The sequence below is a fragment of the Actinomadura sp. NEAU-AAG7 genome (assembly GCF_018603865.1).
GTDB lineage: Bacteria > Actinomycetota > Actinomycetes > Streptosporangiales > Streptosporangiaceae > Spirillospora > Spirillospora litoris.
Map to the genome: position 1 here is coordinate 1693628 of NZ_JAHFZY010000001.1, position 26349 is coordinate 1719976.

Below are 26349 nucleotides of genomic sequence, written 5' to 3' on the forward strand. Positions count from 1 at the left end.
CTCGATGGATTCCGGCTCGGTGGCCCGGATGGCCCGCGGCTCAGGAGGTCATCTCCAGGACGCCCTCCATGCCGTCGCCGCGGTGCCGGCCGACCGAGCAGTAGAACGCGTAGCGGCCGGGGGTGAGCCCGGTGACCAGCGCCTGCGTCTCGCCCCTGGTGATCACGCGGGTGCGGCCGACGACCCGGCCGTCCCGCTCGACGACCATGTCGTGCGGGATGCCCGAGTCGTTGCGGAAGACGAGCAGGACCCGGTCGCCGGACGCGGTGTGCCGGTTGTGGTCGAACGCGTGCGACCCGTCGCTCTGGGCGGCGAGCCGGAACACCGGAGCGCCCGCCGCGCCGGCCGGTGCTCCGGGGTCGCCGGTCCCCTCGGTGCCGAGGGTGGCCGCGCCGCCGGTCGCGCCGCCGGCGGTCCCGTGGGCGTGCGCCCCGGTGCCGTCCGGCGACCCGGCGCAGCTCGCGACGGCGAGGGCGAGGGCGCACAGTGCGGCGCCGGCCGCGCCCGCGACTCCGACCTTGGCATGCATCGCCTGCCTCCCCCTCGGCGCGATGGTCTCTGACGTTTCCCATCGTGTGGGGCGCGGCGGCGGGTGCCCAGGGTTCTGTCTTTCCTGGGTCCCCGCTACCTAGGTCTGGCGTGACCACCCTTCCGGGTGCGGCGATGTCTAGACTGACCAGATCATTCGGTGTCTTATAGTCATCTGAGGTCGAATGAATATAAAGTTCTGGCCACCGGGAAGACGGACCGTACGGGGAGGTTTGACCTCTTGAGTTCCGAGACGAAACCCATCGCTTCCGCGACCGGCGGGGACGCGCCGGGAGATGTGCTGATCGTCGGCGCGGGGCCGACCGGGCTGATGGCCGCGTGCGAACTGCTGCGGCGCGGCGTCGGCGTCCGGCTGATCGACCGGGCGCCCGCCCCCTCGCCCTTTCCGAAGGCGCTGCTGCTGTGGCCGCGCAGCCTCGACCTGCTGGAGGATCTCGGCGCGCTCGGCGCCGCCCACGAGGCCGGCCTGCTGATCAACGCCTTCGACTACTACTCCGCCGGACGGCCACTCGCGACGTTCGACTTCCCGCCCGCGCTCGCCCCGCTCTGCCTGCCGCAGAGCGAGACCGAGCGGGTGCTGACCGGGGCCCTGCACGCGCTCGGCGGGACGATCGAGCGCGGCGTGCGGCTGCTGGCCTTCGACGGCCTGGACTACTCGGGCCGGATCGCCGAGGGCGGGACGGTGACCTCGATCCTCGAACACTCCGGGGACGGCCGGGTCGAACGCGCCCGGCACCGCTTCGTCATCGGCGCGGACGGCGCGGGCAGCGCCGTCCGCGCGCAGCTCGGCACGGCCTTCACCGGCGCCACCTACGAGACCGCGTTCGCGCTGGTGGACGCGCACATCGAGGGGGAGCTGCCGCCGGACCGCGCCCTGTACTACCAGTCGCCCGCCGGGGCGCTGGTCGTCGTCGCGCTGCCGAAGGGGGTGTACCGGTTCTTCACCAGCCTGCCGCCGGGGCGGCGGGTGAGCGTGCCGCTGCTGCAACGCGTGGTCGACGAGCAGGGGCCGCGGGGCGTGCGGCTGGTGGATCCGGTGTGGGAGGCGGTCTTCCGCGTCCACCGGCGGCACGCGACCGACTTCCAGCTCGGCCGCGTGTTCCTCGCGGGCGACGCCGCGCACGTGCACAGCCCGGCGGGCGGGCAGGGGCTCAACACCGGGCTCCAGGACGCGCACAACCTCGCGTGGAAGATCGCGGCGGTGCTGCACGGGGAGGCTCCGGCGGGGCTGCTCGCCACCTACGAGCCCGAGCGCAAGGCGGTCGCGCGGCGCGTCGTCCGGGAGACCGACATCCAGACGCGCGGGTGGATGCTCAAGCACCCGCTCCAGGTCGCCGCGCGGGACGCGGCGTTCCGCCTGCTCGACCGGTCGGGTGTGATGGCGCGGCACTACGTCCCCGTCATGGCCGGGCGCAGGCTCGCCTACCCGCAGGTGCGCGAGACCCAGGAACCCTCGGACCGGACGGGCTGCCGCCTGGCGCGCGGCCGCCTGCCGGGCGGGGGCCTGCGCGTCGGCGGCGTGTTCCCGCGCGAGGGCGGCGGCGCGGACGCCGCGAAATGGAGGCTGGTGGGGATCGCGCACGGCGACGAGAGGTGGTGCGGCGCGCTGGAGGAGGCCGCGGCGCCGTGGCCGCAGGTGCGCGTCGCCGCGGCGTCCGGCGCGCGGGCGTGCGCGCGGCCGTCCTACTACCTCGTCCGGCCGGACGGCCATCTCGCGGCCCACGGCCACGACGGAGACCTCGACCGGCTGAGGGAGGAACTGCGTGCGACGCTCGGAGCGGCCGCGGCGGTGGGGGCGGCGGCCGCTACCACGGCTGATAGGGCTCAAGCCTCGAAATGGAATCAGACACCTTAATAGTATCTGGTCTATGATGGCACAATGAGTGCACTTCCGATCGAGCAGCGGCTCGGCCACCACCTCAAACGGGTCGAGCAGGAGCTCATCGCCGCGAAGACCGTGGCCCTGCGGCCGTTCGGCCTGAACGTCCCGCAGTACACGGTCCTTCTCGTCCTCTCGCACGAGCCCGGGCTCTCCGGGGCGGCGCTGGCGCGACGTTGCCTGGTCACACCGCAGACGATGTCGTCGGTCCTCGCGACGCTCGAATCACGCAGGCTGGTGGAGCGAACGCCCCATCCGATCCACAGCCACATCCTTGAGGTCCGGTTGACGAGGAAGGCGAGATCGTTGCTGGCCGAGGCGGACGCCGCCGCGGTCACGATCGAGTCGAGGTTGAGCGCGGAGTTCGACACCAGGGAGGCTGGTCAACTGATCGAGTATCTGGGCCGCTGCTCCGGCGTGCTGACGGCGGCGGTCGACGCCCCGAAGAAGGCGCGCTGAGCGGCACGGCCGGCGAAGGCCGAAGACAAGGCTGAAACGGAGGGGAAAGGCTGTGCGGGATGCCGGGGAGAGGCCGACACCCCGCACAGCGTCTGCGTCGCCCGTACCGGCGCGGGGGGCACCGCCGGGATCGGTGCCGTTCATCATCATCCCGCCGGTGCATGCTCGAATCATGCTCCCCAGGCGGGATGCTGCCCAGTGTCCTGACGTCCCTAGGACTCTGCTACCTAGGTCTACCAGGCACAGGCATCGGAAGGGGAAAGGGGTGACACTGGGACCATGGACCAGCGAACCGAACTCGGCGAGTTCCTGAGGTCCAGGCGCGCCCGCCTGAGCCCCGAGGACGTCGGCCTGCCGGCCCTCGGCAAGCGGCGGGTGCCCGGCCTGCGCAGGGAGGAGCTGGCGCAGCTCGCGGGCGTCAGCGTGGACTACTACGTCCGGCTCGAACAGGGCAGGGCCCGCAACGCCTCGGCCGCCGTGCTCGACGCGGTCGCGCAGGCGCTGCGGCTGAACGAGGACGAGCAGGCGTACCTGCGCAACATCGCCAAGCCCGTGCCGGCGCGGCGCCGCCCGCCCCGCCCGGAGCGGGTGCGCCCGGGATTGCAGCGGCTGCTCGACATGAGCGCGAACGTCCCCGCGTACGTGGTGGGGCGGCGGGTGGACGTGCTCGCCTGGAACCGGCTCGCCTGCGTGCTGTTCACCGACTTCGCCGCGCGCCCGCCGGCGCTGCGCAACTGGGGCCGCATGATCTTCCTGGAGCAGGAGATCCGCGACCTGTTCGACGACTGGACGGTCAAGGCCCGCGAGACCGTGTCCTACCTGCGCCTCCAGGCGGGCAGCCATCCGAACGATCCGGAGCTGGCCGCGCTGGTCGGGGAGCTGTCGGTGAAGAGCGCGGACTTCCGGCACTGGTGGGCGAGCCACGACGTGCACGACAAGGCGCACGGCCGCAAGCACCTGCGGCACCCGGTCGCCGGCGACCTCGTGCTCGACTTCGAGACGCTGCGGCTGCCCTCCGACCCCGACCAGGTCCTCGTCACCTACACCGCCGAGGCCGGGTCGCCGTCGGCGGAGGCGCTCAACTTCCTGACGAGCTGGAGCGCCGGGACGCCCGACCACGTCGAGCGCCCCACCTGAGCTCAGCCCTCGATCGTGCAGAGCACGGCGCCGGAGGTCACGGTCTGGCCGACCTCGGCGGACAGCGCGGTCACCGTCCCGGCCTTGTGCGCGGCGAGAGGCTGCTCCATCTTCATGGCCTCCAGGACCAGGACGGTGTCGCCCGCCTCGACGGCCGCGCCGTCCGCCGCGACGATCTTGACGATCGTGCCCTGCATGGGGGAGACGAGCGCGTCGCCGGACGTCCGGGCGCCGCGCCCCTTCCCGGGCCGCCGCCGCGCCGGGGCGACCACGCCGCCGTTGAGCGGCACGGCGCCGGGCGCCGGGGCGCCGAACCCGGGCGGGAACACCAGCTCGACGCGCCTGCCGTCGACCTCGACGGTCATCCGCTCGCGCTCGCCCGCGTCCGCCTCGGCCGGGTCGGCCGCCGCGTCCGGCTCCCACGGCGGGATCCGGTTGTCGAACTCGGTCTCGATCCACCGGGTGTGGACGGTGAACGGGGCGTCGTCGTCGGCGGGGACGAACGCCGGGTCGTCCAGGACGGCGCGGTGGAAGGGCAGCACGGTCGGCAGCCCCGCGATGCCGAACTCGGCGAGCGCGCGGCGGGCGCGCTCGACCGCCTGGCGGCGGGTCGCGCCGGTGACCACGAGCTTGGCGATCAGCGAGTCGAACACCTGCGGGACGGTCTGCCCCGCGACGTAGCCGGAGTCCAGCCGGACGCCCGGCCCCGACGGCGGCTCCCACCGCGCCAGCGTCCCGGCGGCGGGCAGGAACCCCCGCCCGGCGTCCTCGGCGTTGATCCGGAACTCGATCGAGTGGCCGCGCGCCGGCGGGTCGTCGTAGCCGAGCGGCTCACCGGCCGCGACGCGGAACATCTCGCGGACGAGGTCGAGGCCCGCGACCTCCTCGGTCACCGGGTGCTCGACCTGCAACCGGGTGTTGACCTCCAGGAACGAGATCGTGCCGTCCTGCGCGACCAGGAACTCGCAGGTGCCGACGCCCACGTACCCGGCGGCGCGCAGGAGCGCCTTCGACGCCTCGCGCAGCAGCGCGTCCTGCTCGGCGGTGAGGAACGGCGCCGGGGCCTCCTCGACCAGCTTCTGGTGGCGGCGCTGGAGGGAGCAGTCGCGGGTGGAGGCGACGACGACGTTGCCGTGCGCGTCGGCCACGCACTGCGTCTCGACGTGGCGCGGCTTGTCGAGGTAGCGCTCGACGAAGCAGTCGCCGCGCCCGAACGCGGCGACGGCCTCCCGGACGGCCGACTCGTACAGCTCGGGGACCTCGTCCATCGTGCGGGCGACCTTCAGGCCGCGCCCGCCGCCGCCGTAGGCCGCCTTGATCGCGATCGGCAGCCCGTGCTCGCGGGCGAACGCCTCGACCTCGGCGGCGCCCGACACCGGGCCGTCCGTCCCGGCGACCAGCGGCGCGCCGACCCGCTGCGCGAGGGCGCGGGCCTTGACCTTGTCGCCGAGCGCGTTGATCGCGTCGGGGGGCGGCCCGATCCACGTCAGCCCCGAGTCCTGCACGGCCCTCGCGAAGCAGGCGTTCTCGGCCAGGAAGCCGTAGCCGGGGTGGACGGCGTCCGCGCCCGCCTTCTTCGCCGCTTCGAGGACCCTGCCGATGTCCAGATAGGAGTCGGCGGCGGTCGCGCCGCCCAGCGCGTACGCCTCGTCGGACACCTGGACGTGCAGCGCGTCCAGGTCCGGCTCGGCGTAGACGGCGACACTGGTCAGCCCGGCGTCGCGGCAGGCGCGGGCGATGCGGACCGCGATCTCCCCGCGGTTGGCGATCAGTATCCTGCGCACGGCTCTTCCTCTCGGCAGCGGGCCCGCGGGTCGCGGCCCCGGATCGGTGGGGCCCTGAGTCGGTGCGGCCCTGGGTCGGTGGGGCGCGGATCGGACGGCGCGCCGGCGGGCGCGGAGCCGCCGGCGCGCCGTCCGCGATCCGCGGGGTTCAGACGGGGTTGAGCACCATGAAGTGCTTGATGCCGAGCCGCAGCAGGACGAACCGGATGTGGGCCGGGATGTCGTGCTGCCGCTCATCGATGATCACGTGCGGGTCGGCGAGCTTCACCCGCCGCCCGTGGGTGCGCAGCTCGCAGCCGCCGGCGGCGACGACGTTGCGGACCCAGTCGCAGTCCGGTCCGTAGGGCATCGGCAGCACGTAGACGCCGTCGCGCCGGAACACCTTGACGGGGATCCGGTAGAGCCGCCCCGACCTGCGGCCGGTGTGGAACAGCGCGCCGAACCCGGGCATGCGCGCCATCGGACGGCCGATGATGCGGTTGGCAACGATCTTGTTGAACCTCGCGAGCCGTCGTTGGATCGACATCGGCGACACCTCTTTCTTCTGTACGGGGAGAGGGGGCGTTGTCCGGGCGCCCCGGCACGGCGATGGCCGCGTCCCCGCCGGACGGGTGGCGGAGACGCGGCCGTGGAGGCCCGGCCCGGCGCGCGGGCCCCGGGCTCAGGGGGCCGGACGCTCAGGAACGGGCGGGTCGGAAGGGTGGGAAAGGTCAGCGGGGCCGGAAAGGCCGGGCGCGGGGGATCAGCGGATCCCCTGGGCGAAGCGGAACACGCCGTGCGGGTCGTAGGCGTGCTTGATCCGGCTCAGCCTCGGATAGTTCTCGGCGTAGTAGGCGCGCTGCCAGCCGGGCAGCGCGGGGTCGATGAAGTTCTGGTAGGACTCGCGGCTGGAATGGGGGTCGATCGCCTGGAACCCGGTGTCCACCCAGGCGCGGGCGGCGGCGCGCCCCTCGTCGGTCGGCTGGAAGACGGGCGTCACGTACTGGATGTTGAAAAGGCTGTCGCGGTGTACGTAGGCGGTGTCGGTCCGCCCCGGGGCGTTCGCGGCGCCGCCGAGCGCGAGCACCTCCATCTGGTGGCGCTGCCCGGGGACGCGCGCGGTGTCGAACACGGCGAGCGCCCGGTCCCAGGCGGCGCGCGGGATCGGTCCCCTGAACAGGCGGCTGCGGGCCAGGCCGAACGGGGTGCGGGGCAACCGGGCGTCCGGCCGGGTGCCGACGCGGCGGCACTGGTCGGTGCTGAGCGTGGCGCAACCGTAGATGTTCATCATCAGGTCCCGATAGGGCAGCTCGGCCACCCGGTTCGACTGCGGGGCCCTCCCCACCAGCGACAGCATCCGGTCGACCTCGGCGGTGAGCTGCTCGGGGCCGCCGGTCCCGACGAGCTGCTGCGCGACGACCGGCGGGGTGCCGGGCGCCGCGTCCGGCAGGAACACGAGCACGATGCCGCCGATCGAGGACGGCGCGTCCACCAGCCAGCGGGTGTAGCCGTCGAGGAGGTCGGCGGCGTCGTCGAAACGCCAGGCGAGGGTGGCCGCCGCGACCGTCCCGACCTGCGCCGTGGTCGCGGTGTAGGAGGTGACCACGCCGAAGTTGCCGCCACCGCCGCCGCGCAGCGCCCAGAACAGCTCCGGGTGCCGCCGCCGGGACGCGGTGACGACGCGCCCGTCGGCGAGCACGACCTCGGCCGAGGTCATCGCGTCGCAGGCCATGCCGAGCCTCCGGGTCAGGAAGCCGACCCCGCCGCCCTGGACGTACCCGCCCGCCGCGACCGTCGCGTGCGCGCCGCCGACGACCGCGCGGCCGTGCGGGGCGAGCCCGGTGAGCAGGTCGATGTTCTGCGCGCCCGCGCCGAACCGCACCGTGCCCTCGCCCGGGGTGACGGCGTTCAGCCGCGAGACGTCCACGATCAGGCCCTGGGTCGTCGAGTACCCGCCCAGGCTGTGGCCGCCGCTGCGCGGGGTCAGCGGGACGCCGTTGTCCTGCGCGAAACGCAGGCACAGCGACACGTCGGCGGGGCTCTGGCAGTAGGCGACCGCCTGCGGGCGCGCCGCGTCGAACTGCCCGAGGTCGAGCTGCTTGGCCTGCTCGTAGGCCGCGTCGCCGGGCTGGACGAGGGTGCCGCGCAACCGGGAGGCGAGCGCGTCCCACGGGGTGGCCCGCGCCCGGGCCGCCGCCCGCGCGGGGCCCAGCGACCCCGTGAGCACCGGCAGCGAGAGGGCGCCCGCACCGGCGCCGAGGAAGGTTCTGCGACTGACCGTCATTGCCTCACCCGTCCAGAATGGGATGGATGCCGAGCAGCTGCTCCTCCAGGACCCCCATGGAGCCCCGGAAGAAGACCAGCGGCTCCGCGCCGTGGCGGGAGCCGCCGAGTTCGGCGACCTCCCCGAGATAGATGGTGTGGTCGCCGCCGTCGTACTCGTTCACCAGCCGGCAGGCGAGGAACGCCAGCGCCTCGCCGAGCACCGGCACGCCGGTCTCGGTGGTGTGGTGGACGGCCGACTCCAGCGCGGCGGGGTCGCGGCCGGCGAACGCCCACGCGAGGCGCTCCTGCCGGCCGGCGAGGAAGTTCACGCCGAAGCTGCGCGAGCGCGCCAGGGCCGGCGCGAGCCGCGAGTCCTTGTGCAGGCAGAACAGGACGAGCGGGGGATCGAGGGACACCGAGGTGAAGGAGTTGACCGTGGTGCCGGTCGGCTTCCCCTCCTCCTCGGTGGTGATGACGGTGACGCCGGTGACGAACAGCCCGCAGACATTCCGCAGGGTCTTCGGGTCGATCACGGACACATCAACCTCCATGAACGGAAACGATCCCCGGCCCGGACGGACCGGACCGAGGATCGCGACTGCCGGAGCGGACTACCAGCGGCTGACCTTGCGGTACTTGGGGACCCAGACGCGCCGGTAGATCAGGCGCGCGGGCGGGGGGAGCATGCTCAGGATCCGCTTGACCTCGCCGTCGGTCGCCCCCTCGGTGACCCACGGCATGAACTCCGGCGCCCCCGACATCGACGCCTTCTTGATGCCGGACACGATCTTCTTCCACTCCTTCTCGGGGATCGCCTCGACGATCATCGGGATCGCGTCGTGCTCCTCGTGCGTGAGGTGGTAGCCGAGCTTGGAGTTCAGCTCGTCCAGCACGGCGGCCAGGTCGGCGGTCTCGTGGTGCTCGAAGGCGTAGTCGACCGAGCGCAGCAGCGGGTCGATCAGCGCGTGCTCGGACTCCATGTCGTCCAGGACGGACATGGCCGCCTCGCTGTTGGCCATGTTCTCCCGCAGGTTCGGCCAGATGAACCGGTCCTCGTGCGAGTGGTGCTGCTCAAGCTGGTTCTTGAAGACGGCCCACCCGTTGAGGATCGACCTGCGATGCGCCGGATCGCGGAAGTTGGCGACCGTCGCCACGCGCGCCATCTTGGTGAGGTCGCGCCTGAAGGCCGCGTGGGAGGCGTTCAGCGCGATGAGCCGTTCGTTGTCGACATAGCGGGCACTGACGTTGCTGTGGGTCATGTCCTCTCCCCAGACGAGGATGTCGCGGGCGGGTGGGCGACGATGCCGTGGCGTGCCGCGACCTCGCGCATGCGCGGCCACTCGGGGGGCGTCGCGCCCGCCATCAGGGCGGAGAGCTCCTCGAAGAAGTCCTCGATGCCCCCGGGTGTGGTGACGCAGAGGATCTTCGCGGTGCCCGTCCCGCTGTTGCGGAACGCGTGCGGGATCGCGCGCGGGCAGAACAGCACGGTGCCCGCGCGCAGGTCGAACTCCTCGTCGCCGAGCCGGACGGTGATCCGGCCCTCCACGACGAAGAACGTCTCGTCCATGTGCTCGTGCGTGTGGACGATCGAGCCCTCGTTCTCCGGGAGGCTCACCTCGTAGAGCGAGAACCGCCCGGCGGTGTCGGTGCCGCGCAGCAGGAACCGCGCGGCCTCCTGCCCGCCCCAGCGGACGGGCGTGACGTCGTCGAGATGCAGAGGCTTGGTCATCATCAGGTGTCCGCCATCGTCGAGTCGTAGGTCGCGCGGCGCGGCAGCGTGAACATCCCGAGGAAGCAGATGATCAGCGCTCCGATCAGGTAGCCGAGCCCGATGGTGAACGACTTGGAGAAGTCCTTGGCGTTCGCCTCCGTGCCGTTGTCGGTGAGGACCTTGGCCACCTGCTGGGCGGCCTGCGGGTTCGGCGCCCCCATGACCGGCTGCCGGCAGCTCTCGGGCGTGGCGCTCGGGTCGGTCGCGTTCGCCCGGTCGCTCACGCAGGTGCGGAAGCCCTGGACCAGGGCGTCCTGCTGCTGCCCGGTGACCTGGACGGCCGCGAGGTCGGCCCGCAGCTTCGGTTCGACCTCGTCGACGCTGCCGTCGGCCTGCTGGGCGATCAGGTGGAACATGAGCACGCCGACGAGCGCGATGCCGAGTGCCGCGCCGAGCTGCTGGGTGGTGTTGAACAGGCCGGACGCCGAGCCCGCGTCCCGCGTCGGCACCCCCGACAGCACGATGTCGGTGATCGGCGCGACCACGAGGCCGAAGCCGAAGCCCGACAGCACCAGCGGCGGCACCATCTCCCAGGAGGTGATGTCGGTGCCGTAGTGGTGGATCGCCCAGATGTAGGCGCCGAACCCGGCCGCGTTGAGCAGCGCCCCGGCCATGACGACCTTGCGGCCGAACTTGGGCGTGAGCACCTGGATGGAGATGCCCGCGGCGGGCGAGGCGCCCAGCGCGAACGAGACGGCGGTCAGGCCGGCGTGCAGCGCGGTCCAGCCGAGGCCGAACTGCATGTAGAGCGTCCAGACGAAGAAGAACGCGCCGAGCGCCACCTGGAACAGCAGCCACACCAGCAGGCCGCCGTCGAACGCGCGGGCCTTGAACAGGCGCAGCACGACCAGCGGGGAGCCGACCGTCGCGGTGCGGCGCCGTTCATAGACGATGAACACCGCGAGCACCGGGATGGCGCTGACCATCATCAGGTAGCCCCACAGCGGCCAGCCGTTGGCGCGGCCCTCGGTGAGCGGGTAGATGACCAGCAGCACCGCCGCCGTCACCAGCACCACGCCGAGCAGGTCGAGCTTGGCGGCCGTGGGGGACTTGGACTCGCGCAGCACCCGCCATGCCAGGATCGAAACGATCACTCCGACGGGGATGTTCACGAGGAAGATGGGACGCCATTGCAGGCCCCACAGGTTCGCCTCCACCAGGATGCCGCCGAGGATCGGCCCGGCCACCGCCGCCGAGCCGATGATGCCCCCGAACAGGCCGAACACCTTGCCGCGCTCCTCGGGTGGGAACGTGACGTGGATGATGGCGAGGATCTGCGGAACCATCAGGGCCGCCATGGCGCCCTGCAGGAAGCGCGAGGCGATCAGCACGCCCGGCGTCGGCGCGATGCCGCACAGGGTGGACGCGACCGTGAAGCCGAGCACACCGATCAGGAACATGCGCTTGCGGCCGACGATGTCGCCGAGCCGGCCGCCGGTGATGAGGACGGAGGCGAAGGCCAGCAGGTAGGCCGACACCATCCATTCGATCGAGGCGTACTGGGCGTCGAGGTCACGCTGGATGCTCGGGATCGCCACGTTGACGATCGTGGCGTCCAGCAGGTCCATGAATCCGGCGACCAGTACGAGCGAGAGGCCGAGCCACCGCCGGGGGTCCAGGTCCTCCCAGTCGGCGGGAGGGCCCGGCGGGTCGGGCCGGCTGTGCACGTCCTGGACCACGAGGGGCCTCCAGTTACCTTAGTTGATGGGCTCATCCGAGCCCTTAATCGATAAGCTAGTGAACTATATAGATGCTAAGGAAACCGGTTTTGAGGTGTCAAGGATGACGACGGAACCACGCGGGGACATCGCCTTCGACGGCACGCCGACCAGCGGGGACGAGACGTCCTCCAGGCCATCTACCAGCGCGGGCGGCCCGTCGGGCGGTTCGCCTGACGGGCCGTCGCTCCGCCGGCTGATGGCCGCGACCCAGGAGGTGGCGCTCGCGGCCGTGGCGCTCAACTCCGCGGGCGCGGCCCTGATGGGCATGAGCCCGAGCGACTCGTTCTGCCTGTGGCACGTCACCGAGGCCACCCAGGACGAGCCGGTCACCTCCGGCCGGCTCGCCGAGCTGACCGGGCTGACGACCGGCGCGATCACCGGGGTCGTCGACCGGCTGGAGGCGGCCGGGTTCGTCACCCGCGAGCGCGACCCGAGGGACCGCCGCAGGCAGCTGATCCGGCCCGTCCCGGAGAAGATCGCCGAGCTGTACCGGCTGTTCGAGCCGCTCGATGAGACCTACGAGGGGCTCCGGCTGGCCCTGAGCCCCCGCGACCGCGAGGTGATCCTCGACTACCTGCGGACGGTGTCGGGCATCATGCGCGCCCACGTCACGGTGCTGCGCGAGGCGCACCGGCGGTCCAAGGCCCCGGGCCGCCCCCGCCGGACGGACTGAACGTCCGCCCGGCGGGTCGAGCGGGCCCCCGCGGCCCCGGTCGCCCGGCTCAGCCGGGGGACCGGGCGGGGACGAGTTCGGCGGGACGCTCCCGCAGCCGCTCCAGGGCCTCGCCCCGCGGCAGCAGCGGACCCGCCAGCGCGGTCGTGACCAGCGCCATCAGCACCATCATCGTGAACATCTGGCCGTCCAGGACGCCCAGCCCGACGGCCGCGTTGAGGATGATCAGCTCGGTCAGCCCGCGGGTGTTCATCAGCAGCCCGAGCGTCCCGGTCTCCCGCCAGGTCATCCCCGCCAGCCGCGCGGGCGCGGCGGCCCCCACGATCTTGCCGGCGCACGCCACCAGGATGATCAGCGCGAGCTCCAGGTACTGCGTGCCGTGCAGCCCGCCGATGTCGACCCCGAGGCCGGTGACGATGAAGAACACCGGCAGCAGGATCAGGCTGAGGTGCTCCAGCGGCCGCCGGACGTGCTCGACCAGCCGCTCCGCCGGCTCGCGCGGCGTGACGAACCCGAACAGGAACGCCCCGAAGATGGCGTGGATGCCGATCCAGGTCGTCGCCCAGGCCGACAGCAGCGCCCCCGCGCACAGCACCCCGAGCAGCGTCCGCCACTGCTCGGCGCCGGTGAGCCGCGCCACCAGCGCCCGGAGCAGCGGACGGACGGCCGCGAACATGAGCGCGACGTAGACCGCGGAACGCAGCGCGATCGTGCCGAGCTCGGACGGGTCGCCGTCGGAGGTGACCAGCGCCGACACGTAGGCGAGCATGCACCAGGCGAGCACGTCGTCGACGGCGGCGCTGGCCATCGCGAGCGTGCCGATCCGCGTCCCGGCCATCCGGTGGTCGCTGAGGATGCGGGCCAGCACCGGGAAGGCGGTGACCGACATCGCGGCGCCGAGGAACACCGAGAACGCCAGCGCGGAGACGTGGTGCCCGTCCACCGAGTCGTGCCGCGGGTACAGCACCGAGGCGGCCGCGACGCCGAGCCCGAAGGCCAGCGCGACCGACATCAGCGACACCCCCGCCGCCGCGGTGAGGTGCTTGCGGATGAGCTTCCTCTCGAACTCCCACCCGACCGAGAACATGAACAGGATCACGCCGATCTGCGCGACCGCCGACAGCAGCGGCCGCACGTCCCCGGGAAAAAGTTGCTTGGTAGGATTACCCGGGAATTGGCCCATGAGACTCGGGCCCAGCATGATGCCGGCCGTGATCTCACCGATGACGAGGGGCTGGCGGACCGTCTTCGCGATCCGGCCGAAGAGGATCCCGGTGAGCAGTACCACCGCCACACCGGCGAACATGATCGCGATCCTGGTGTCGGCCGGGGGGGCCATGGAATCTAACATCGGACGCCTTCCTCACCAGCGGTCGGTCCGGGCGTAGTCGGGCCTCCACTCCTGGCGGTAGACCGCCCGGAAGGGCGGAGGCACGATCGTCTCGATGCGCTCCAGTTCTTCGCCCGTCGCGCCGTCGGCCAGCCACGGAAGGTACTCGGCGACGAACGCGAGGTCGGCCGAGGCCCGGATCGCGTCCATGACATCGTCCCATTCGGCATCGCTGAGAGCCATGCCGATCAGCGGCAACGCGTCCCGCTCCTCGTGGCCGAGATGGGCCGACAGCGCCTCGTGCAGCTCGCGTACCGCGCCCTCGACCTCCGCCCGCCCGGCCGGCGCCGACCCCCCGGTCACGCCGTTCTGACCAGGCGTTTCCAGGGTGTCGTCGACGGCCTTCAGCAGCGTGTCGAGCCGCGCGTGCTCGGCGTCCATCTCGGCCAGCACCGAGAGGGCGTTCTCGCTGCCCGAAAGCCGCTCGCGCAGGCGGGGCCAGATGTGGTCGTCCTCGCCCTGGTGGTGTTTGCGCATCTGGGTCTTGAAGGTGCGCCAGCCCGCCAGCAGCGCGGCGCGGCGGCGGGGGTCGGCGAGGTCGGCGCGGCCGGCGGCGGTGGCCAGCCGGTCCAGGTCGCGGCGGAACGCCGCGTGCGCGGCGTTCATCGCCAGCAGACGGTCGGGGGCTTCCATGTCTCTCCCTGTCGAAGGTGTGGTGGGGGGTGTGCGCGGTCGGCCGTCCGGCGCTAGAGCAGCTTCCGCATCTTCACGCCGTTCTTGAGGATGCCCTTCATGAACTCGCGGCCCAGCTCGTTCATCTCGGGCGGGCCCTGCACCGACGCCCAGTACAGGAACCGCGCGATCATGAAGGTGGTGGGGAAGATGTGCCGCTGCTCCGGGTCCTTCCAGCCGAACACCGGGTTGACGATGTCGGTGGTCTGGATGAGCCGGTGGACGATCGCGGCGGCCTCGGTGCCGGTCAGCGCGCCGGCCTCGTACTTCTCGCACGCCTCGGCGGCGCCTTCGAGGAGGTTCTTGAACTTGTCGCTCTCGGGCCACCACAGGCCGGGGTAGGGCGCGTCCTCCAGTTCGAGGAAGCTCTCGTCCCGGCCGTACTTGAGGTAGAGCATGCGGGCGCGGGTGAGCCGCATGACGCCGGGCGTGATGAACGCGCCCCAGACCCGGAACATCGCGTTCCACAGCTCGAAGTTCTCGAACGAGATGAACGAGCTGTTGACGAGTTCGTCGTTGAAGTGCAGCAGGCCCCGTTCGAGCTGCTCGACGTAGGCGAAGCGCTCCTCGCTGAAGTCGTCCTCCTTCAGCGCGCCGAGCAGCCGGTGCACCAGCGCGTCCACGACCTCGAAGGTGTTGGACAGGCCGCGCGAGAACAGCGGGTCGATGAACCCGGCGGCGTGCGACATCAGGCACCAGCGGTCGCCGATCGTGCGGGACGAGGAGTACTGGAGCCGGTCGGTCGACACCCACTCGCGGACCCGGTGCGCGTCGGTGAACTGCCGCTTGACCGCCGGGTACTGGTCGAGGAAGGACTCGAACTCCTCCTCGGGCGTCATGTCGGTGGGCTTGGGGTAGCGGCGCGGGTCGATGGTGAGCCCGACGCTGCACAGCGGGTTCTTGGACTTCTTGTAGCTGTCGAACGGGATGATCCAGAACCAGCCGCGCTCGATGAGGTGGTGCATCGTGCCCTCGTGCCAGGCTTTCGGCGGGCGCTCCTTGCGCGGGTGCCGGCTCACCTCGTCGAAGGGCCGGACGCCGACGAAGTGCGTGAACAGCGACCGCGAGTGGTGCTTGAAGCGGGCGGGCGTCTCGCGCAGCCCGAACTTCTCGGCCAGCGGCGAGCGGAACCCGCTCGCGTCGATCAGGTACCGGGCGCGGAACACCTCGCCGTTCTTGCCGGTGACCGTGACGCCGTCGTCGTCGAAGTCCAGGTCGGTGGCGCGCCAGTTCTGCCGGGTGACGCTGCCGTACCGGCAGGCGGCGTGGAACATGAACGAGTCGGAGTCCTGGCGGAACATGTGACTCGCCTGGGTGAGGATCTTGGGGATGGTGAACTGGGTGGACTCGCGCGGGTCGGGCTCCTTGCCCGGGTAGTGCCGCATGAAGCCGAAGTGCGCCTTGTTGCCGAACGTCGGCCCGATGTCGCGGGTGCTGGCGGTGATCGAGGTCAGGCCCTTGATCTCGGGGACGTCGTAGCGCTCGGCGAGGATGTGCAGCCACTCGACGAGCTGCGGGGTCATCGACTCGCCGATCGCGAAGCGCGGGTGCTGCGAGGCGTCGATCAGCGCGACCTTGACGCCCTGGCGCGCGAGGATCGAGGCGGTGACCGAACCGGCCAGCCCGGAGCCGAGGATCACCACGTCGACGAGGTGGGTCTTCCCGTCGCTCTTGTCGGGGCTCTTCATCGTCACGGTCTTGGACATCACTTCTCCTCTGCGTCCTTCTCGTCTTCCTGGTGGTCGAGGCCGCTGGCGAACGCGGCGAGCTTGCGCCGGACCGACCGGTGCGTCATCAGGTCGGCGATCAGGGCGCGGTGCGGGTCCTGCTCCGGGCCGCCGAGCAGCAGCTGCTCCTGGACCCGCATCGCGCTGAGCGCCTTGCGCACCGTCCCGTGCCGCCGGTCGTGGTAGTCCTCCAGCAGCGACTCGGGGCCGCGCCCGGTGGCGACGGCGGCGAGCGCCGGGCCGAGGGCGTGCGCGTCCTGGATCCCGAGGTTGATCGGCAGCCCGCCGACCGGCATCTGCCGGTGGGCGGCGTCGCCCGCGAGCAGGATCCGGCCGCGCCGGAACCGCTCGGCCTGCCGCGCGGCGTTGTCGAAGGCGTGCAGCCAGACGGCCGTGCCGTGCCCGATGCTCTCGCCGGTCACCGTCCGCCAGGCGGCGGCGACCTCGCCGAACGAGGGCGTGCCGATCCGGCGGGGGGTGAGGTGGCCGTGCCGGTGGACCATCACGCGGGTCAGCCCGTCCGACCGCCTGGACGCGACGGCCAGCCCCGCCGGGAACCGCTCGAACCGCCGGTTCGGGACGTCGATCCCGGCGACGTCCGCCGCGAGCAGCTCGTGCGTGGCGGACGTGCCGGGGAACGCGATCCCGGCCTCGCTCCGCACCGTGCTGTCCTGCCCGTCGCAGCCGACGAGGTAGGCGGCGCGCAGCGGCTCCTCCAGCCCGTCGCCGCCCACCTCGGCGAACGTCGAGCGGACGCGCACCGAGCGGACGCCGACGCCCCGCCTCACCTGCGCGCCCTGCTCGATGGCCCATTTCTCCAGCAGTTCCTCGACCCGCGTCTGCGGGACCTTCCACTGGCCCGGGTAGGGGGAGTCGACCTGGGACAGGTCGAGCGGGATGCCGCCGAAGTGCCCCATCGGCTCGTTGGGCGGGACGCCGAGCAGGTCGAGCAGGCCCAGCTTGTCGAAGATCTCCATCGTCCGCGCGTTCAGCGTGGTGGCGCGCGTCTCGGTGGCGCGCTCGGTGCGGCGCTCCAGCACCGTCACCTCGGCCCCGCCGAGGCGGAGCGACCCGGCGAGCAGCAGCCCGGCGGGGCCCGCCCCCACCACGACGACCTGCCGCGGGTCGGCGTCGGCCGCCACCTCAGCGCCTGCTCTCGGCGTATTCCTTGGCATGGCCGAGCGTCGCGGTGCTGTTGCGGCTGAGCGCGTTCCGCACGAACCGCGCCGACTCCAGGACGCCCGCGTCCGCGCCGAGCACCTTCGTGATGTTCTCGGTGTTCAGCACCACCGTGTGCTGGGAGGTGACGAGGACGCCGTCCTGCCCGTCCTCCTCCAGCAGCCAGTAGCCGGTGTGCAGGTCCATCAGCGCGGGCAGCGTGATCTGCTTGTAGACGATCCGCTCGTGCGGGAAGCACACGCGCACCGACTTGGTCGTGTGCGTCGAGCCGTCCGCGGTGCGGGTGTCCATCTCCAGGATCTGGAGGCCCGGCCTCTCCTCGGTGAGGCCGACGCGCGCGACGTGCGGGAGCCGCTCGGCCCACAGCCCGGCCTCGTTGAGGAAGTCGTACACGTCCTTGGCCGAGCCCTCGACGCGCAGCGAGTCCTGGAAGGACAGCAGCCGGTCGGGCTCGGTGCCGCCGAGTTCGGCGTTGGCCTTGAGCGCGGCCAGCTCGGCGTCGCTGTTGCGGTCGACGGCGGTGTCGATCCAGGCCAGGCCGTCCGGGTCGTCGTCGATCGCGCGGTAGTGGTGCAGCAGCCGCACCAGGCTCTCCTCGTCGGAGACGGCGTCGACGATCCAGGTGCCGCCCATCGCCGCGACCGGGGGCACCGTGACCTCCTGCGCGAACTCGATGCGCCGCGCCTCGGGGTCCAGCAGGCGCCGCGACGTCCAGCCCTTCGCCTCGCCGTTGGCGGTCGCCCAGATCTGGATCCGCTCGCCGCCGTCCATCTCGCCGAGCCGCTCCACGTGGACGGTCGGCGGGAACAGCCGCGGCCAGTTCCCGACGTCGGCGAGGAGCCGGTAGACCTCGGCCGCCGGTGCCCGCACCGTGACGGTGTGCTCGACCTCGTGGAGGCCGGATGGCGCTGTCATGGTCTCTCCTCCTTCGCTTCGGAAATCACCGGGGGTCAGAAGTTGCCGAGGCCGCCGCAGACGTTGAGCGCCTGCGAGGTGATGGACCCGGCGGTGTCGGTCGCGAGGTAGCCGACGAGACCGGCCACCTCGTCCGGGGTGGAGTAGCGGCCGAGCGGGATCTTCGCCTGGAACTTGGTGAGGATCTCGTCCTCGGACACGCCGTAGGCGGCGGCGTAGCCGCTGCGCACCCGCTGCGCCATCGGCGTCTCGACGTAGCCGGGGCAGACCGCGTTGACGGTGATGCCGTGCGGCGCCAGCTCGTTGCCGAGGGCCTTGGTGAACCCGACGACGCCGTGCTTGGACGCCGAGTACGGCGCGCCCAGCACCACGCCCTGCTTGCCCGCGGTGGAGGCGATGTTGATGACCCGGCCCCGGCCGCGCCCGCGCATCCCGCCGGTCGTGAGCACCTCCCGGGTGACCCGGAAGACGCTGTTGAGGTTGGTGTTCATGACGTCCAGCCACAGCTCGTCGGGCAGCTCGGCGGTGACGCCGCCGCCGCTGCGGCCCGCGTTGTTGACCAGGACGTGCACCGGCCCGTACCGCTCGACGGCCGCGGTGACGAACGCCCTGACCTGCTCCGGGTCGCGGACGTCGCAGGGCGTCCCGTCGACCTCCAGGCCCTCCTCGCGCAGCTCCTTGAGCGTCGTGCGCAGGGTCTCGGCGGTGCGGGCGCAGATGTAGACCCGGTGCCCGGTCTCGGCGAGCCGCCGGGTGACGGCCAGCCCGATCCCGCTGGTGGCGCCGGTGACGAGGGCGACGCGGCCCTCCTGCGCGCGCTGCTCGGTCGTCGGCATCGTTGCTCCTTTCGGGGGTCGCTTGCGGTTCGGGACGTGTCAGGCGGCGTCGGCGGAGCCCTGGCGGTTGACGACCGCCAGGAACAGGCGCGGCGTGGTGGCCTCGCCGACGGTCTCGTCGTCGAGCTGGATGCCGAGCTGGCGCTCGATCCGCCCGGCGGCCTCCAACAGCGCGATGGAGTCGTAGCCGATCTCGGCGAAGTCGGTGTCGAGGCTGTCGCCGCCGACCGCCACCTCGCTCTCGCCGGCCGCCTCGCGCAGGACGCGGCCGAGGTCCTCGACGGTGAATTCGGACATCGTGGTTCCTTCCGTGAAGCCTGGTCAGGCGGGTGCGGCGACGGGCGCCTCGGCGGTGGCGACGACCATCGCCGAGTTGAACCCGCCCTGGCCCCGCGCGAGGACCAGGGCGGTGCTCATGGCCGCCTCCCGCGTGTCGCGGACGAGGTCGAGCCCGTAGGCGGGGGACGGGTCGCGGGTGAGCGTGGGCGGGATCAGCCCGTCCCGCATCGCGTAGAGCGCGGTGCTCAGCGCGAGCGGCCCGGCGCCGGAGTTGAGGCGCCCGGTCATGGTCTGCGGCGCGGTGACCGGGACGCCGCCCGGACCGAACAGCGCGTTGATCGCCTCGGCCTCGACCCGGTCGAGGTCGGGGATCGCCGCCGCGTCGGCGAACACCACGTCGATGTCGGACGGGCGGAGCGCCGCGTCCCGCAGCGCGATCTCCGCCGCGCGGCGCAGGCCGGGTTCGCGCCCGGTGTCGGGGTGCGGGTCGAAGGTGGAGCCGTAGCCGGCGACGCGCCCGTAGATCCGCGCCCCGCGCGCCCGCGCCGCGTCCTCCTCCTCCATCACCAGCAGGGCGCCGCCCTCGCCGGGGACGTGCCCGGCGGCGTCGGCGGCGAACGGGCGGTAGGCCCGTCCCGGGTCGGGGTCGGTGCTCAGCCGCCCGCCCGCGATCTGCGCGACCCAGCCCCACGGGCAGATCGACCCGTCCACGCCTCCGGCGAGGACCAGGCCGCCCCCCTTGCGGATCTGCCGGCGCGCCTGCGCGACCGCGTCCAGCCCGCCCGCCTGGTCGGACACGAGGACGCCGCCGGGCCCGCGCAGCCCGTTGCGGATCGAGATCTGGCCGCTGTTCACCGCGTAGAACCAGGCGAAGGACTGGTAGGCGCTGACGTACTGGCCGCCCTTGCTCCACAGGTTCTTCAGCTCGCCCTGCCCGAACTCGAACCCGCCCGACGAGCTCGCGGTCATGACGCCGATGCCGAACTCGGGCCACTCCGACGGGACGATGCCCGCGTCGGCGAGCGCCCAGTCGGCCGCGACCAGCGCGAGCCGCGTCATGTGGTCGGTCTGCGGGATCAGCCTGCTCGGCAGGTGGTCGCGCGCGACGAACCCGGGGACCTCGCCGGCCAGCGTGGAGGGGTACCCGGTGGCGTCGAACCGTCCGACGGGCCCGATGCCGGTGCGGCCCGCGCGGGTCGCGTCCCAGAAGTCGTCCTTGCCGAGGCCGTTGGGCGCGGTCACACCGGTCCCGGTGATCACCACCGACTTCATGCGACGCTCCGCAGCACCATCGCGCTCTGGAAGCCGCCGAACCCGCTGCCGACCGTGAGCACGGTGTCGGTGCGCTGCTCGCGCGCGGTGAGCGGGACGTAGTCGAGGTCGCACTCGGGGTCGGGCGTGTGCAGGTTCGCGGTCGGCGGGACGAGGTCGTACTCGATCGCCAGCGCCGACGCGGCGATCTCGATCGAGCCGATCGCGCCGAGCGAGTGCCCGACCATCGACTTGATCGAGCTGACCGGGGCCCGGTAGGCGTGCTCGCCGAGGCTGCGCTTGAACGCGGCGGTCTCGTGCCGGTCGTTCTGCTTGGTGCCCGACCCGTGCGCGTTGATGTAGTCGACGTCGGCCGGGTCGGTGCGCGCCTCGTCCATCGCCCGCGAGATGGCCTCGGCCATCTCGCGGCCGTCCGGGCGCAGGCCCGTCATGTGGAAGGCGTTGCACCGCGTCGCGAACCCGGCGATCTCGGCGTAGATGTGCGCGCCGCGCCGCCGCGCCCGCTCCAGGCTCTCGATGACGAACATCGCCGAGCCCTCGCCGAGCACGAACCCGTTCCGGGACCCGTCGAACGGCCGCGACGCGTGCTCCGGGTCGTCGTTGCGCGCGGTGGTCGCCTTGATCGCGTCGAAGCACGCGACCGTGATCGGTGAGATCGGCGCGTCCGACGCACCGGCGATCATGACGTCCACCTCGCCGTCGCGGACCAGCTCGATCGCGTGGCCGACGGCGTCCAGCCCGGACGTGCAGCCCGTCGAGACGACCGTCGCCGGGCCCTCCGCGCCGGTCGACCAGGCGACCTCCTTGGCGAACGAGCTCGGCACGAAGTAGTCGTACAGGTGCGGGACGGCGTAGGCGTGGTCGACGAGGTCGAGCCGGCCGCCGTCGCTGACCACCCGGTACTCCTGGTCCAGGCCCATCGTCGCGCCGACCGCCGTGCCGACCGTGACCCCGACCCGGTGCGGGTCGAGGTCGCCCTGCTCCAGCCCGCTGTCGGCCAGCGCCTCGGCGGCGGTGACGACGGCGAGCTGCGCGCCCCGGTCCATCCGGCGGATCTCCTGCGGCCCGAGCCCGTGCGCCTCGGGGTCGAAGTCGATCTCCGCCGCGACCCGGGACCGGAACGGCGCCGGGTCGAAGAAGCTGATGGTGCGGGTGGCGGTGCGTCCCTCGGCGAGCAGGTTCCAGAACGCCTTCGTCCCGATGCCGCCCGGTGCCGTCACACCGATTCCCGTGATCACTGCTCGATGCCCCATCGAGGCGTCGCCCCCTCGGCTCATTCCGTGGACCAGTGGTAGAAGCGGGTCGCCATCGCATCGGACGGCGAGCGCCAGGTTGCGGGGTCGTAGGCGGTGATGTGCGCCCGGAGGTCGTCGCTGACCTGCACGAACAGCGGATGGGTCTTGGCCTGCTCGATGGCCTCGCCGCCGTGGTCGTCGGCGAAGTCCTGCACGTGGAAGTACAGGCCCCGGTAGTGGAAGAGCTGGCGGCGGCGGGTGCCCATCAGCCCGGGCATCTCGGTCTTGTCGAACGCGCCGAACAGCCCCGCGACCTCCGCCTCGGACTCGGGTGCCATCCGGGCGACGATGAGGGTGCTGTGCATCGGATCTCTCCTTCGCTCGCGAGGGTCCTGACTAGCGGGGTGTGCCGAACCAGCGGGACGCCGCGTCCCGCGGCCCGGAGCCGTCGTCGCCGGCCCAGACGACGTAGCCGTCGGGGCGGACCAGAAGCGTCGCGGTGCCGCACAGGGGGCTGTCGTCGGGCAGCCCGTGCGGGACGGCGTCGACGACCTTGACGTGCTCGGCGAGGCCCGCCGCCGGCGCGAGGCCCTCGCGCAGCCGCAGCAGCACCGGGCGGCCGTCGTGCAGCAGGCCGAACGTGCTGGTCTTGGCGTCGCCGACGACGAGTTCGACCTTGGGGACGCGGCGCCCCACCAGCGGGTGCGAACCCGGCCCGACGTCGTAGCGGACGTCGAGGCCGCTGACCATCCCGGCCAGCCGCCGCCGGACGTTCGCGTCGTCCATCAGCTCGGAGAAGACCGTGCGGAGCGGGTCCATCTCGACGCCGCTGAGGTAGAGCATCCCCTGCGCCTGGGTGTTCATCAGCAGCCGCGCGCCGATCGGGTGGCGCTCGGCGTGGTAGCTGTCGAGCAGGCCGTCCGGCGCGCGTCCGGCGGCGGTGGCGGCCAGCTTCCAGCCGAGGTTGAAGGCGTCCTGGACGCTGACGCTGAGGCCCTGGCCGCCCGCGGGGAGGTGGGTGTGCGCCGCGTCCCCCGCGATCAGCACGTTCCCCAGCCGGTACCGCGTGACCTGGCGCGTGGCGTCGCCGAACGAGCTGACCCAGCGGGCGTGCCCGCCGTGCAGGGACTGGCCGGTGAGGCGCTGCCACGCGTCCGCGACCTCGGTGAAGTCCGGCGGGGCGGTGCGCCGCCGCGGCGGCGTGCCGCGCTCGACGACGATGATGCGGTCGTAGCCCTCGCCGAGCGGCGCGGACATCACCATGCCGCCGGGCACCTTCTCGCCGATCTGGCGCGGCTCGATGACGCAGCCGCCGACGTCGGCGAGGAACATCTCGATGGTCGAGTCGGTCCCGGGGAACTCGAAGCCGGTGAGCGCGCGGACGGTGCTGCGGCCGCCGTCGCAGGCGACCACGTGGCGGGACCGCAGGGTCAGCGGGCCGTCGGGCCCGACCGCGTCGACGTCGACGCCCTCGCCGTCGTCGGTGATCCCGACGACCTCGACGCCGCGCCGGATGTCGGCGCCGAGTTCGGTCGCCCAGTCCTCCAGCACCTCCTCGGTGCGCGACTGCGGGATCCCGCGCGCCCCGAAGTGGGCGTCCGCGAGGACCGAGTAGTCCATCGGTATGCCGCCGAAATGGCCCTGCGGGCTCGTCTCGACCTCGCCGAAACGGGGCACGAGCCCGCGCTGGTCGAACATCTCCAGCGTGCGCGCGGTGAATCCGAGTCCCCGGGATTCCCCCGAGCGCTTCGCCAGTTTCTCCAGGACGATGACCTCGACGCCGCCGAGGCGTAGCTCCGCCGCCAGGACCAGCCCCGAGGGACCGGCGCCGACGACGATGACGGGCGTGTCCACCAAACCTCCCTGATAGGGAAAGGAAGAATGAGATGAGGAAGGCCGGACCCGGGACGGGTCCGGCCTTCGTAAGGCGCTCGCGCGCCTCGCGTTTCACTGGTGGCGGGTGACCATCGGGAGCATCGGTGGAGGCGGTCAGGGACGGCCGGGCTCCCGGCGCGTCCAGCTGTGCGGCGGGACGAACGGCGGCGGGATCAGCACGCTGCGTCCACCGGGTGCGGTGGCGGCGGCCGCGGCCGCCCGCCGCGCCAGGTGGAGCGCCAGGACCAGCCCGGCCAGCTCGGCGGGGTCGAGGCGCCCGCCGGCCACTTGCAGCACGCCGCTCATTGGGGCGGGATGCCGTGCTTGCGGGTGGGCGGGACGGCGTGCTTCGCGCTCAGCATCCTGAACGCCCCGCAGAGCGCGGCGCGCGTCTCGCCCGGCTCGATGATGTCGTCCACGAGCCCGCGCTCGGCGGCGTAGTAGGGGTGCATCAGCTCGTCCCGGTACTCCTTGATCTTCTGCTTCCTGGCCTCCTCCGGGTCCGGGGCGGCGGCGATCTCCCGCCGGAAGATCACATTGGCGGCGCCCTCGGCGCCCATCACCGCGATCTCGTTGCCGGGCCAGGCCAGCGACAGGTCGGTGCCGACCGAGCGGGAGTCCATGACGATGTAGGCGCCCCCGTACGCCTTGCGCAGGATGACCTGGACGCGCGGCACCGTCGCCTCGCAGTACGCGTACAGCAGCTTGGCGCCGTGCCGGATCACCCCGCCGTGCTCCTGGTCCACGCCCGGCAGGAAGCCGGGGACGTCGACCAGCGTCACGAGCGGGATGTTGAAGGCATCGCAGAACCGGACGAACCGGGCGGCCTTCTGGCTGGCGTCGAGGTCCAGGACCCCGGCGAGGACGGCGGGCTGGTTGGCGACGATGCCGACCGTCCGCCCGTCCAGCAGGCCGAGGGCGCAGACCACGTTCGCCGCCCAGTGCGTCTGGACCTCGATGTACTCGCCGAGGTCGAGGATCTCCTCCAGGACGTCGCGCACGTCGTAGGACCGGTTGGGCTCGGCGGGCACCAGCCGTTCGAGCGCGTCGGTGCGCCGGTCGGCCGGGTCGTGGGTGACGCGCACCGGCGCGATCTCCCGGTTGTTGGAGGGCAGCAGCGAGATCAGGTAGCGGACGTCGGTGAGGCAGCTCTCCTCGTCGTCGTGGACGAAGTGGCACAGCCCCGACGTCGTCGCGTGCATGTCGGCGCCGCCGAGCGTCTCCTGGGAGACCTCCTCGCCGGTGACGGACTGGACGACGTCCGGCCCGGTCAGGAACATCCGCGACACCCCGCGCACCATGAACACGAAGTCGGTGAGCGCGGGGGAGTAGGCCGCCCCGCCCGCGCACGGGCCGAGCATCACGCTGATCTGCGGGATCACCCCCGACGCGTGGACGTTGCGGGTGAAGATGCCGCCGTAGCCGGCGAGCGCGGTGACGCCCTCCTGGATCCGGGCGCCCGCGCCGTCGTTGAGGCTGACCAGCGGGGCGCCCGCCGCCAGCGCCATGTCCATGACCTTGTGGATCTTCTCCGCGTGCGCCTCGCCGAGCGCCCCGCCGAAGATCCGGAAGTCGTGCGCGTAGACGAAGACGGTGCGGCCGAACACCGTGCCCCAGCCGGTGATGACACCGTCGGAGTGCGGCCTGCGCCGCTCCATCCCGAAACCGGTGGCGCGGTGCCTGCGCAGCCCCTCGATCTCGGTGAAGCTGCCCTCGTCGAGCAGCATCGCGATGCGTTCGGGCGCGGTGAGCTTGCCCTTGCCGTGCTGGCGCCTGGTGGCCTCCGGATCGGCCCCCTCGCGCACGGTCTCCTTGAGGGCGCGCAGTTCGTTCAGCCGCACGTCCCGCGCGAGGTCATCCTCCGTCTGTCCCTGGGTGAGCAACGTCGCCAACTCCTCGAATGAGCGGACTGTCAAGGCTCCGGGACCCATCTCCCCGGTCTCCTCCACCTCGCGCCGGAGCGACATGGATGCGCCGTGCGCGTCGATCGTGTGCGTCGGCGGGGTGGGCACGATGCCGGACGGGGGGCGGCCCGCTCGATGGTCGAGGGGACGCCGGCCGGGTCGGACCCGCGGGGGTGTGGAGGACGAATGCGATCACGGAGTGAGACCGTGCGGGGCGAGGGAGAGGCTCTCGGTGCCGTCTCGGCCGAGCGCATGGCTCTGCCGCCGGAATCAGCGTGACATCATCGGTCGACCGATGTCAACGGGCAGAAAACTGATCGGCTCCGAGCTGGAAAGACGGGCCGGTCAGAGCTCATTTCATAACGTGAGGTGGCATTCACAAATTGTGGTCTGAAGCGCGATTGAAGATCGCTGCGGGCACTGATGATCAATGCGCGGGCGCGGCCGCGCAATGAAACCCCTGAGACGACGCCACGGCAAGAGGAGTTAGCGGGGAGGCATGTCCAGGTGTGGACAACGAAATGATTGGTATACAGACTGGACGGATCCAGCGGCCGTTCCTTAGCGTTCGATCGGGAAGCGGTGGAGGACAGGCCGCCGCTGCGAAGCCGCGAGCAATGATCGATGCGGAACGCGAGATTAACGACGGGGGGCTATACGGCTGTGGGCTTGTATCCGGGGACGTAGCGTACTAATTCTCTCACCGTGAGGGTTCTTCGCCGATCAGGCGGACGCCGGCGGCGAAAACAGGGAAGCGTGCCGAGGGCACCGCTTGCACTGTCGTGCTGAGCATGAACGCGATGGTCCCCGCCCATCATGCCCGTTGACTGGTCCTTAGTTGTCAGGTG

General features: G+C 72.1%; 25 protein-coding genes. 4 read left to right on the forward strand and 21 right to left on the reverse strand.

The window, feature by feature from the left end; translation table 11 throughout:
* Nucleotides 1-40 precede the first annotated feature (40 nt).
* Entirely contained in the window at nt 41-529 is a 489-nt protein-coding gene (locus tag KLI87_RS07705; RefSeq protein ID WP_214616352.1) for a cupredoxin domain-containing protein, read from the reverse strand.
* Between the two features lie 240 nt (nt 530-769).
* Here KLI87_RS07705 and KLI87_RS07710 point away from each other — a divergent pair, with 240 nt between their 5' ends.
* From KLI87_RS07710 to KLI87_RS07720, 3 genes are all read left to right on the forward strand, one after another.
* A complete protein-coding gene (locus tag KLI87_RS07710; RefSeq protein ID WP_250903497.1) occupies nt 770-2404 on the forward strand; it encodes an FAD-dependent monooxygenase in 1635 nt (544 codons plus the stop codon).
* A gap of 24 nt (nt 2405-2428) precedes the next feature.
* Nucleotides 2429-2887, forward strand: a complete 459-nt coding sequence (locus KLI87_RS07715) for a MarR family winged helix-turn-helix transcriptional regulator (protein WP_156214157.1) — start codon at nt 2429-2431, stop codon at nt 2885-2887.
* Nucleotides 2888-3166: 279 nt separating this feature from the next.
* Entirely contained in the window at nt 3167-4024 is an 858-nt protein-coding gene (locus KLI87_RS07720) for a helix-turn-helix domain-containing protein (RefSeq protein WP_156214156.1), read from the forward strand.
* A 2-nt stretch (nt 4025-4026) separates the two neighbouring features.
* Here KLI87_RS07720 and KLI87_RS07725 read toward each other — a convergent pair whose 3' ends face one another.
* From KLI87_RS07725 to KLI87_RS07755, 7 genes are all read right to left on the reverse strand, one after another.
* A complete protein-coding gene (locus tag KLI87_RS07725; protein ID WP_214616353.1) occupies nt 4027-5808 on the reverse strand; it encodes a biotin carboxylase N-terminal domain-containing protein in 1782 nt (593 codons plus the stop codon).
* Nucleotides 5809-5956: 148 nt separating this feature from the next.
* Nucleotides 5957-6334 carry a nitroreductase family deazaflavin-dependent oxidoreductase gene (locus tag KLI87_RS07730; protein WP_156214154.1) on the reverse strand — a complete coding sequence of 126 codons (378 nt, stop codon included), beginning with the start codon at nt 6332-6334 and terminating at the stop codon, nt 5957-5959.
* A 216-nt stretch (nt 6335-6550) separates the two neighbouring features.
* The gene (locus KLI87_RS07735) at nt 6551-8071 is read right to left on the reverse strand and encodes an FAD-binding oxidoreductase (protein ID WP_214616354.1); all 1521 of its coding nucleotides are present in this window, start codon (nt 8069-8071) and stop codon (nt 6551-6553) included.
* Nucleotides 8072-8075: 4 nt separating this feature from the next.
* Nucleotides 8076-8603 carry a flavin reductase family protein gene (locus tag KLI87_RS07740; RefSeq protein ID WP_156214152.1) on the reverse strand — a complete coding sequence of 176 codons (528 nt, stop codon included), beginning with the start codon at nt 8601-8603 and terminating at the stop codon, nt 8076-8078.
* A 60-nt stretch (nt 8604-8663) separates the two neighbouring features.
* Entirely contained in the window at nt 8664-9311 is a 648-nt protein-coding gene (locus KLI87_RS07745) for a hemerythrin domain-containing protein (RefSeq protein WP_156214151.1), read from the reverse strand.
* A complete protein-coding gene (locus KLI87_RS07750; protein WP_156214150.1) occupies nt 9308-9784 on the reverse strand; it encodes a cupin domain-containing protein in 477 nt (158 codons plus the stop codon). Before KLI87_RS07750 ends, KLI87_RS07745 begins: the two co-directional genes overlap by 4 nt.
* Nucleotides 9784-11502 (reverse strand): MFS transporter, encoded by a 1719-nt coding sequence (locus tag KLI87_RS07755; protein ID WP_308165890.1) that lies wholly within the window; start codon nt 11500-11502, stop codon nt 9784-9786. The genes KLI87_RS07750 and KLI87_RS07755 overlap by 1 nt, the downstream gene beginning before the upstream one ends.
* A gap of 103 nt (nt 11503-11605) precedes the next feature.
* Between KLI87_RS07755 and KLI87_RS07760 the strand changes: the two genes are divergently transcribed.
* Nucleotides 11606-12217 carry a MarR family winged helix-turn-helix transcriptional regulator gene (locus KLI87_RS07760; protein ID WP_246249327.1) on the forward strand — a complete coding sequence of 204 codons (612 nt, stop codon included), beginning with the start codon at nt 11606-11608 and terminating at the stop codon, nt 12215-12217.
* A gap of 49 nt (nt 12218-12266) precedes the next feature.
* Here the strand turns inward: KLI87_RS07760 and KLI87_RS07765 are convergent, their stop codons facing one another.
* From KLI87_RS07765 to KLI87_RS07825, 13 genes are all read right to left on the reverse strand, one after another.
* Nucleotides 12267-13556 (reverse strand): cation:proton antiporter, encoded by a 1290-nt coding sequence (locus KLI87_RS07765; protein WP_214616355.1) that lies wholly within the window; start codon nt 13554-13556, stop codon nt 12267-12269.
* A 24-nt stretch (nt 13557-13580) separates the two neighbouring features.
* Nucleotides 13581-14240, reverse strand: a complete 660-nt coding sequence (locus KLI87_RS07770; RefSeq protein WP_156214148.1) for a hemerythrin domain-containing protein — start codon at nt 14238-14240, stop codon at nt 13581-13583.
* 53 nt (nt 14241-14293) lie between these two features.
* Nucleotides 14294-15985 carry an NAD(P)/FAD-dependent oxidoreductase gene (locus KLI87_RS07775; RefSeq protein ID WP_214616356.1) on the reverse strand — a complete coding sequence of 564 codons (1692 nt, stop codon included), beginning with the start codon at nt 15983-15985 and terminating at the stop codon, nt 14294-14296.
* The gene (locus KLI87_RS07780) at nt 15985-17148 is read right to left on the reverse strand and encodes an FAD-dependent monooxygenase (RefSeq protein ID WP_214616357.1); all 1164 of its coding nucleotides are present in this window, start codon (nt 17146-17148) and stop codon (nt 15985-15987) included. The genes KLI87_RS07775 and KLI87_RS07780 overlap by 1 nt, the downstream gene beginning before the upstream one ends.
* A gap of 1 nt (nt 17149) precedes the next feature.
* Complete coding sequence (locus KLI87_RS07785) at nt 17150-18100, reverse strand: aromatase/cyclase (protein ID WP_156214146.1); 951 nt, start codon at nt 18098-18100, stop codon at nt 17150-17152.
* Nucleotides 18101-18135: 35 nt separating this feature from the next.
* On the reverse strand, nt 18136-18936 hold the full coding sequence (fabG, locus tag KLI87_RS07790; protein ID WP_156214145.1) for a 3-oxoacyl-ACP reductase FabG: 801 nt from the start codon (nt 18934-18936) through the stop codon (nt 18136-18138).
* A gap of 39 nt (nt 18937-18975) precedes the next feature.
* The gene (locus tag KLI87_RS07795) at nt 18976-19233 is read right to left on the reverse strand and encodes an acyl carrier protein (RefSeq protein WP_156214144.1); all 258 of its coding nucleotides are present in this window, start codon (nt 19231-19233) and stop codon (nt 18976-18978) included.
* A gap of 24 nt (nt 19234-19257) precedes the next feature.
* Nucleotides 19258-20487: a ketosynthase chain-length factor gene (locus KLI87_RS07800; RefSeq protein WP_156214143.1), complete on the reverse strand. Its 1230-nt coding sequence runs from the start codon at nt 20485-20487 to the stop codon at nt 19258-19260.
* Nucleotides 20484-21740: a beta-ketoacyl synthase gene (locus KLI87_RS07805; protein WP_156214142.1), complete on the reverse strand. Its 1257-nt coding sequence runs from the start codon at nt 21738-21740 to the stop codon at nt 20484-20486. The genes KLI87_RS07800 and KLI87_RS07805 overlap by 4 nt, the downstream gene beginning before the upstream one ends.
* A gap of 20 nt (nt 21741-21760) precedes the next feature.
* Nucleotides 21761-22087 carry a TcmI family type II polyketide cyclase gene (locus tag KLI87_RS07810; protein ID WP_156214141.1) on the reverse strand — a complete coding sequence of 109 codons (327 nt, stop codon included), beginning with the start codon at nt 22085-22087 and terminating at the stop codon, nt 21761-21763.
* A gap of 31 nt (nt 22088-22118) precedes the next feature.
* Nucleotides 22119-23576 (reverse strand): FAD-dependent monooxygenase, encoded by a 1458-nt coding sequence (locus tag KLI87_RS07815; RefSeq protein WP_214616358.1) that lies wholly within the window; start codon nt 23574-23576, stop codon nt 22119-22121.
* Between the two features lie 135 nt (nt 23577-23711).
* Nucleotides 23712-23894: a hypothetical protein gene (locus KLI87_RS07820; RefSeq protein WP_156214139.1), complete on the reverse strand. Its 183-nt coding sequence runs from the start codon at nt 23892-23894 to the stop codon at nt 23712-23714.
* Between the two features lie 5 nt (nt 23895-23899).
* Nucleotides 23900-25480, reverse strand: coding sequence for an acyl-CoA carboxylase subunit beta (locus KLI87_RS07825; protein WP_374225425.1), 1581 nt, complete (start codon nt 25478-25480; stop codon nt 23900-23902).
* Nucleotides 25481-26349: the final 869 nt, after the last annotated feature.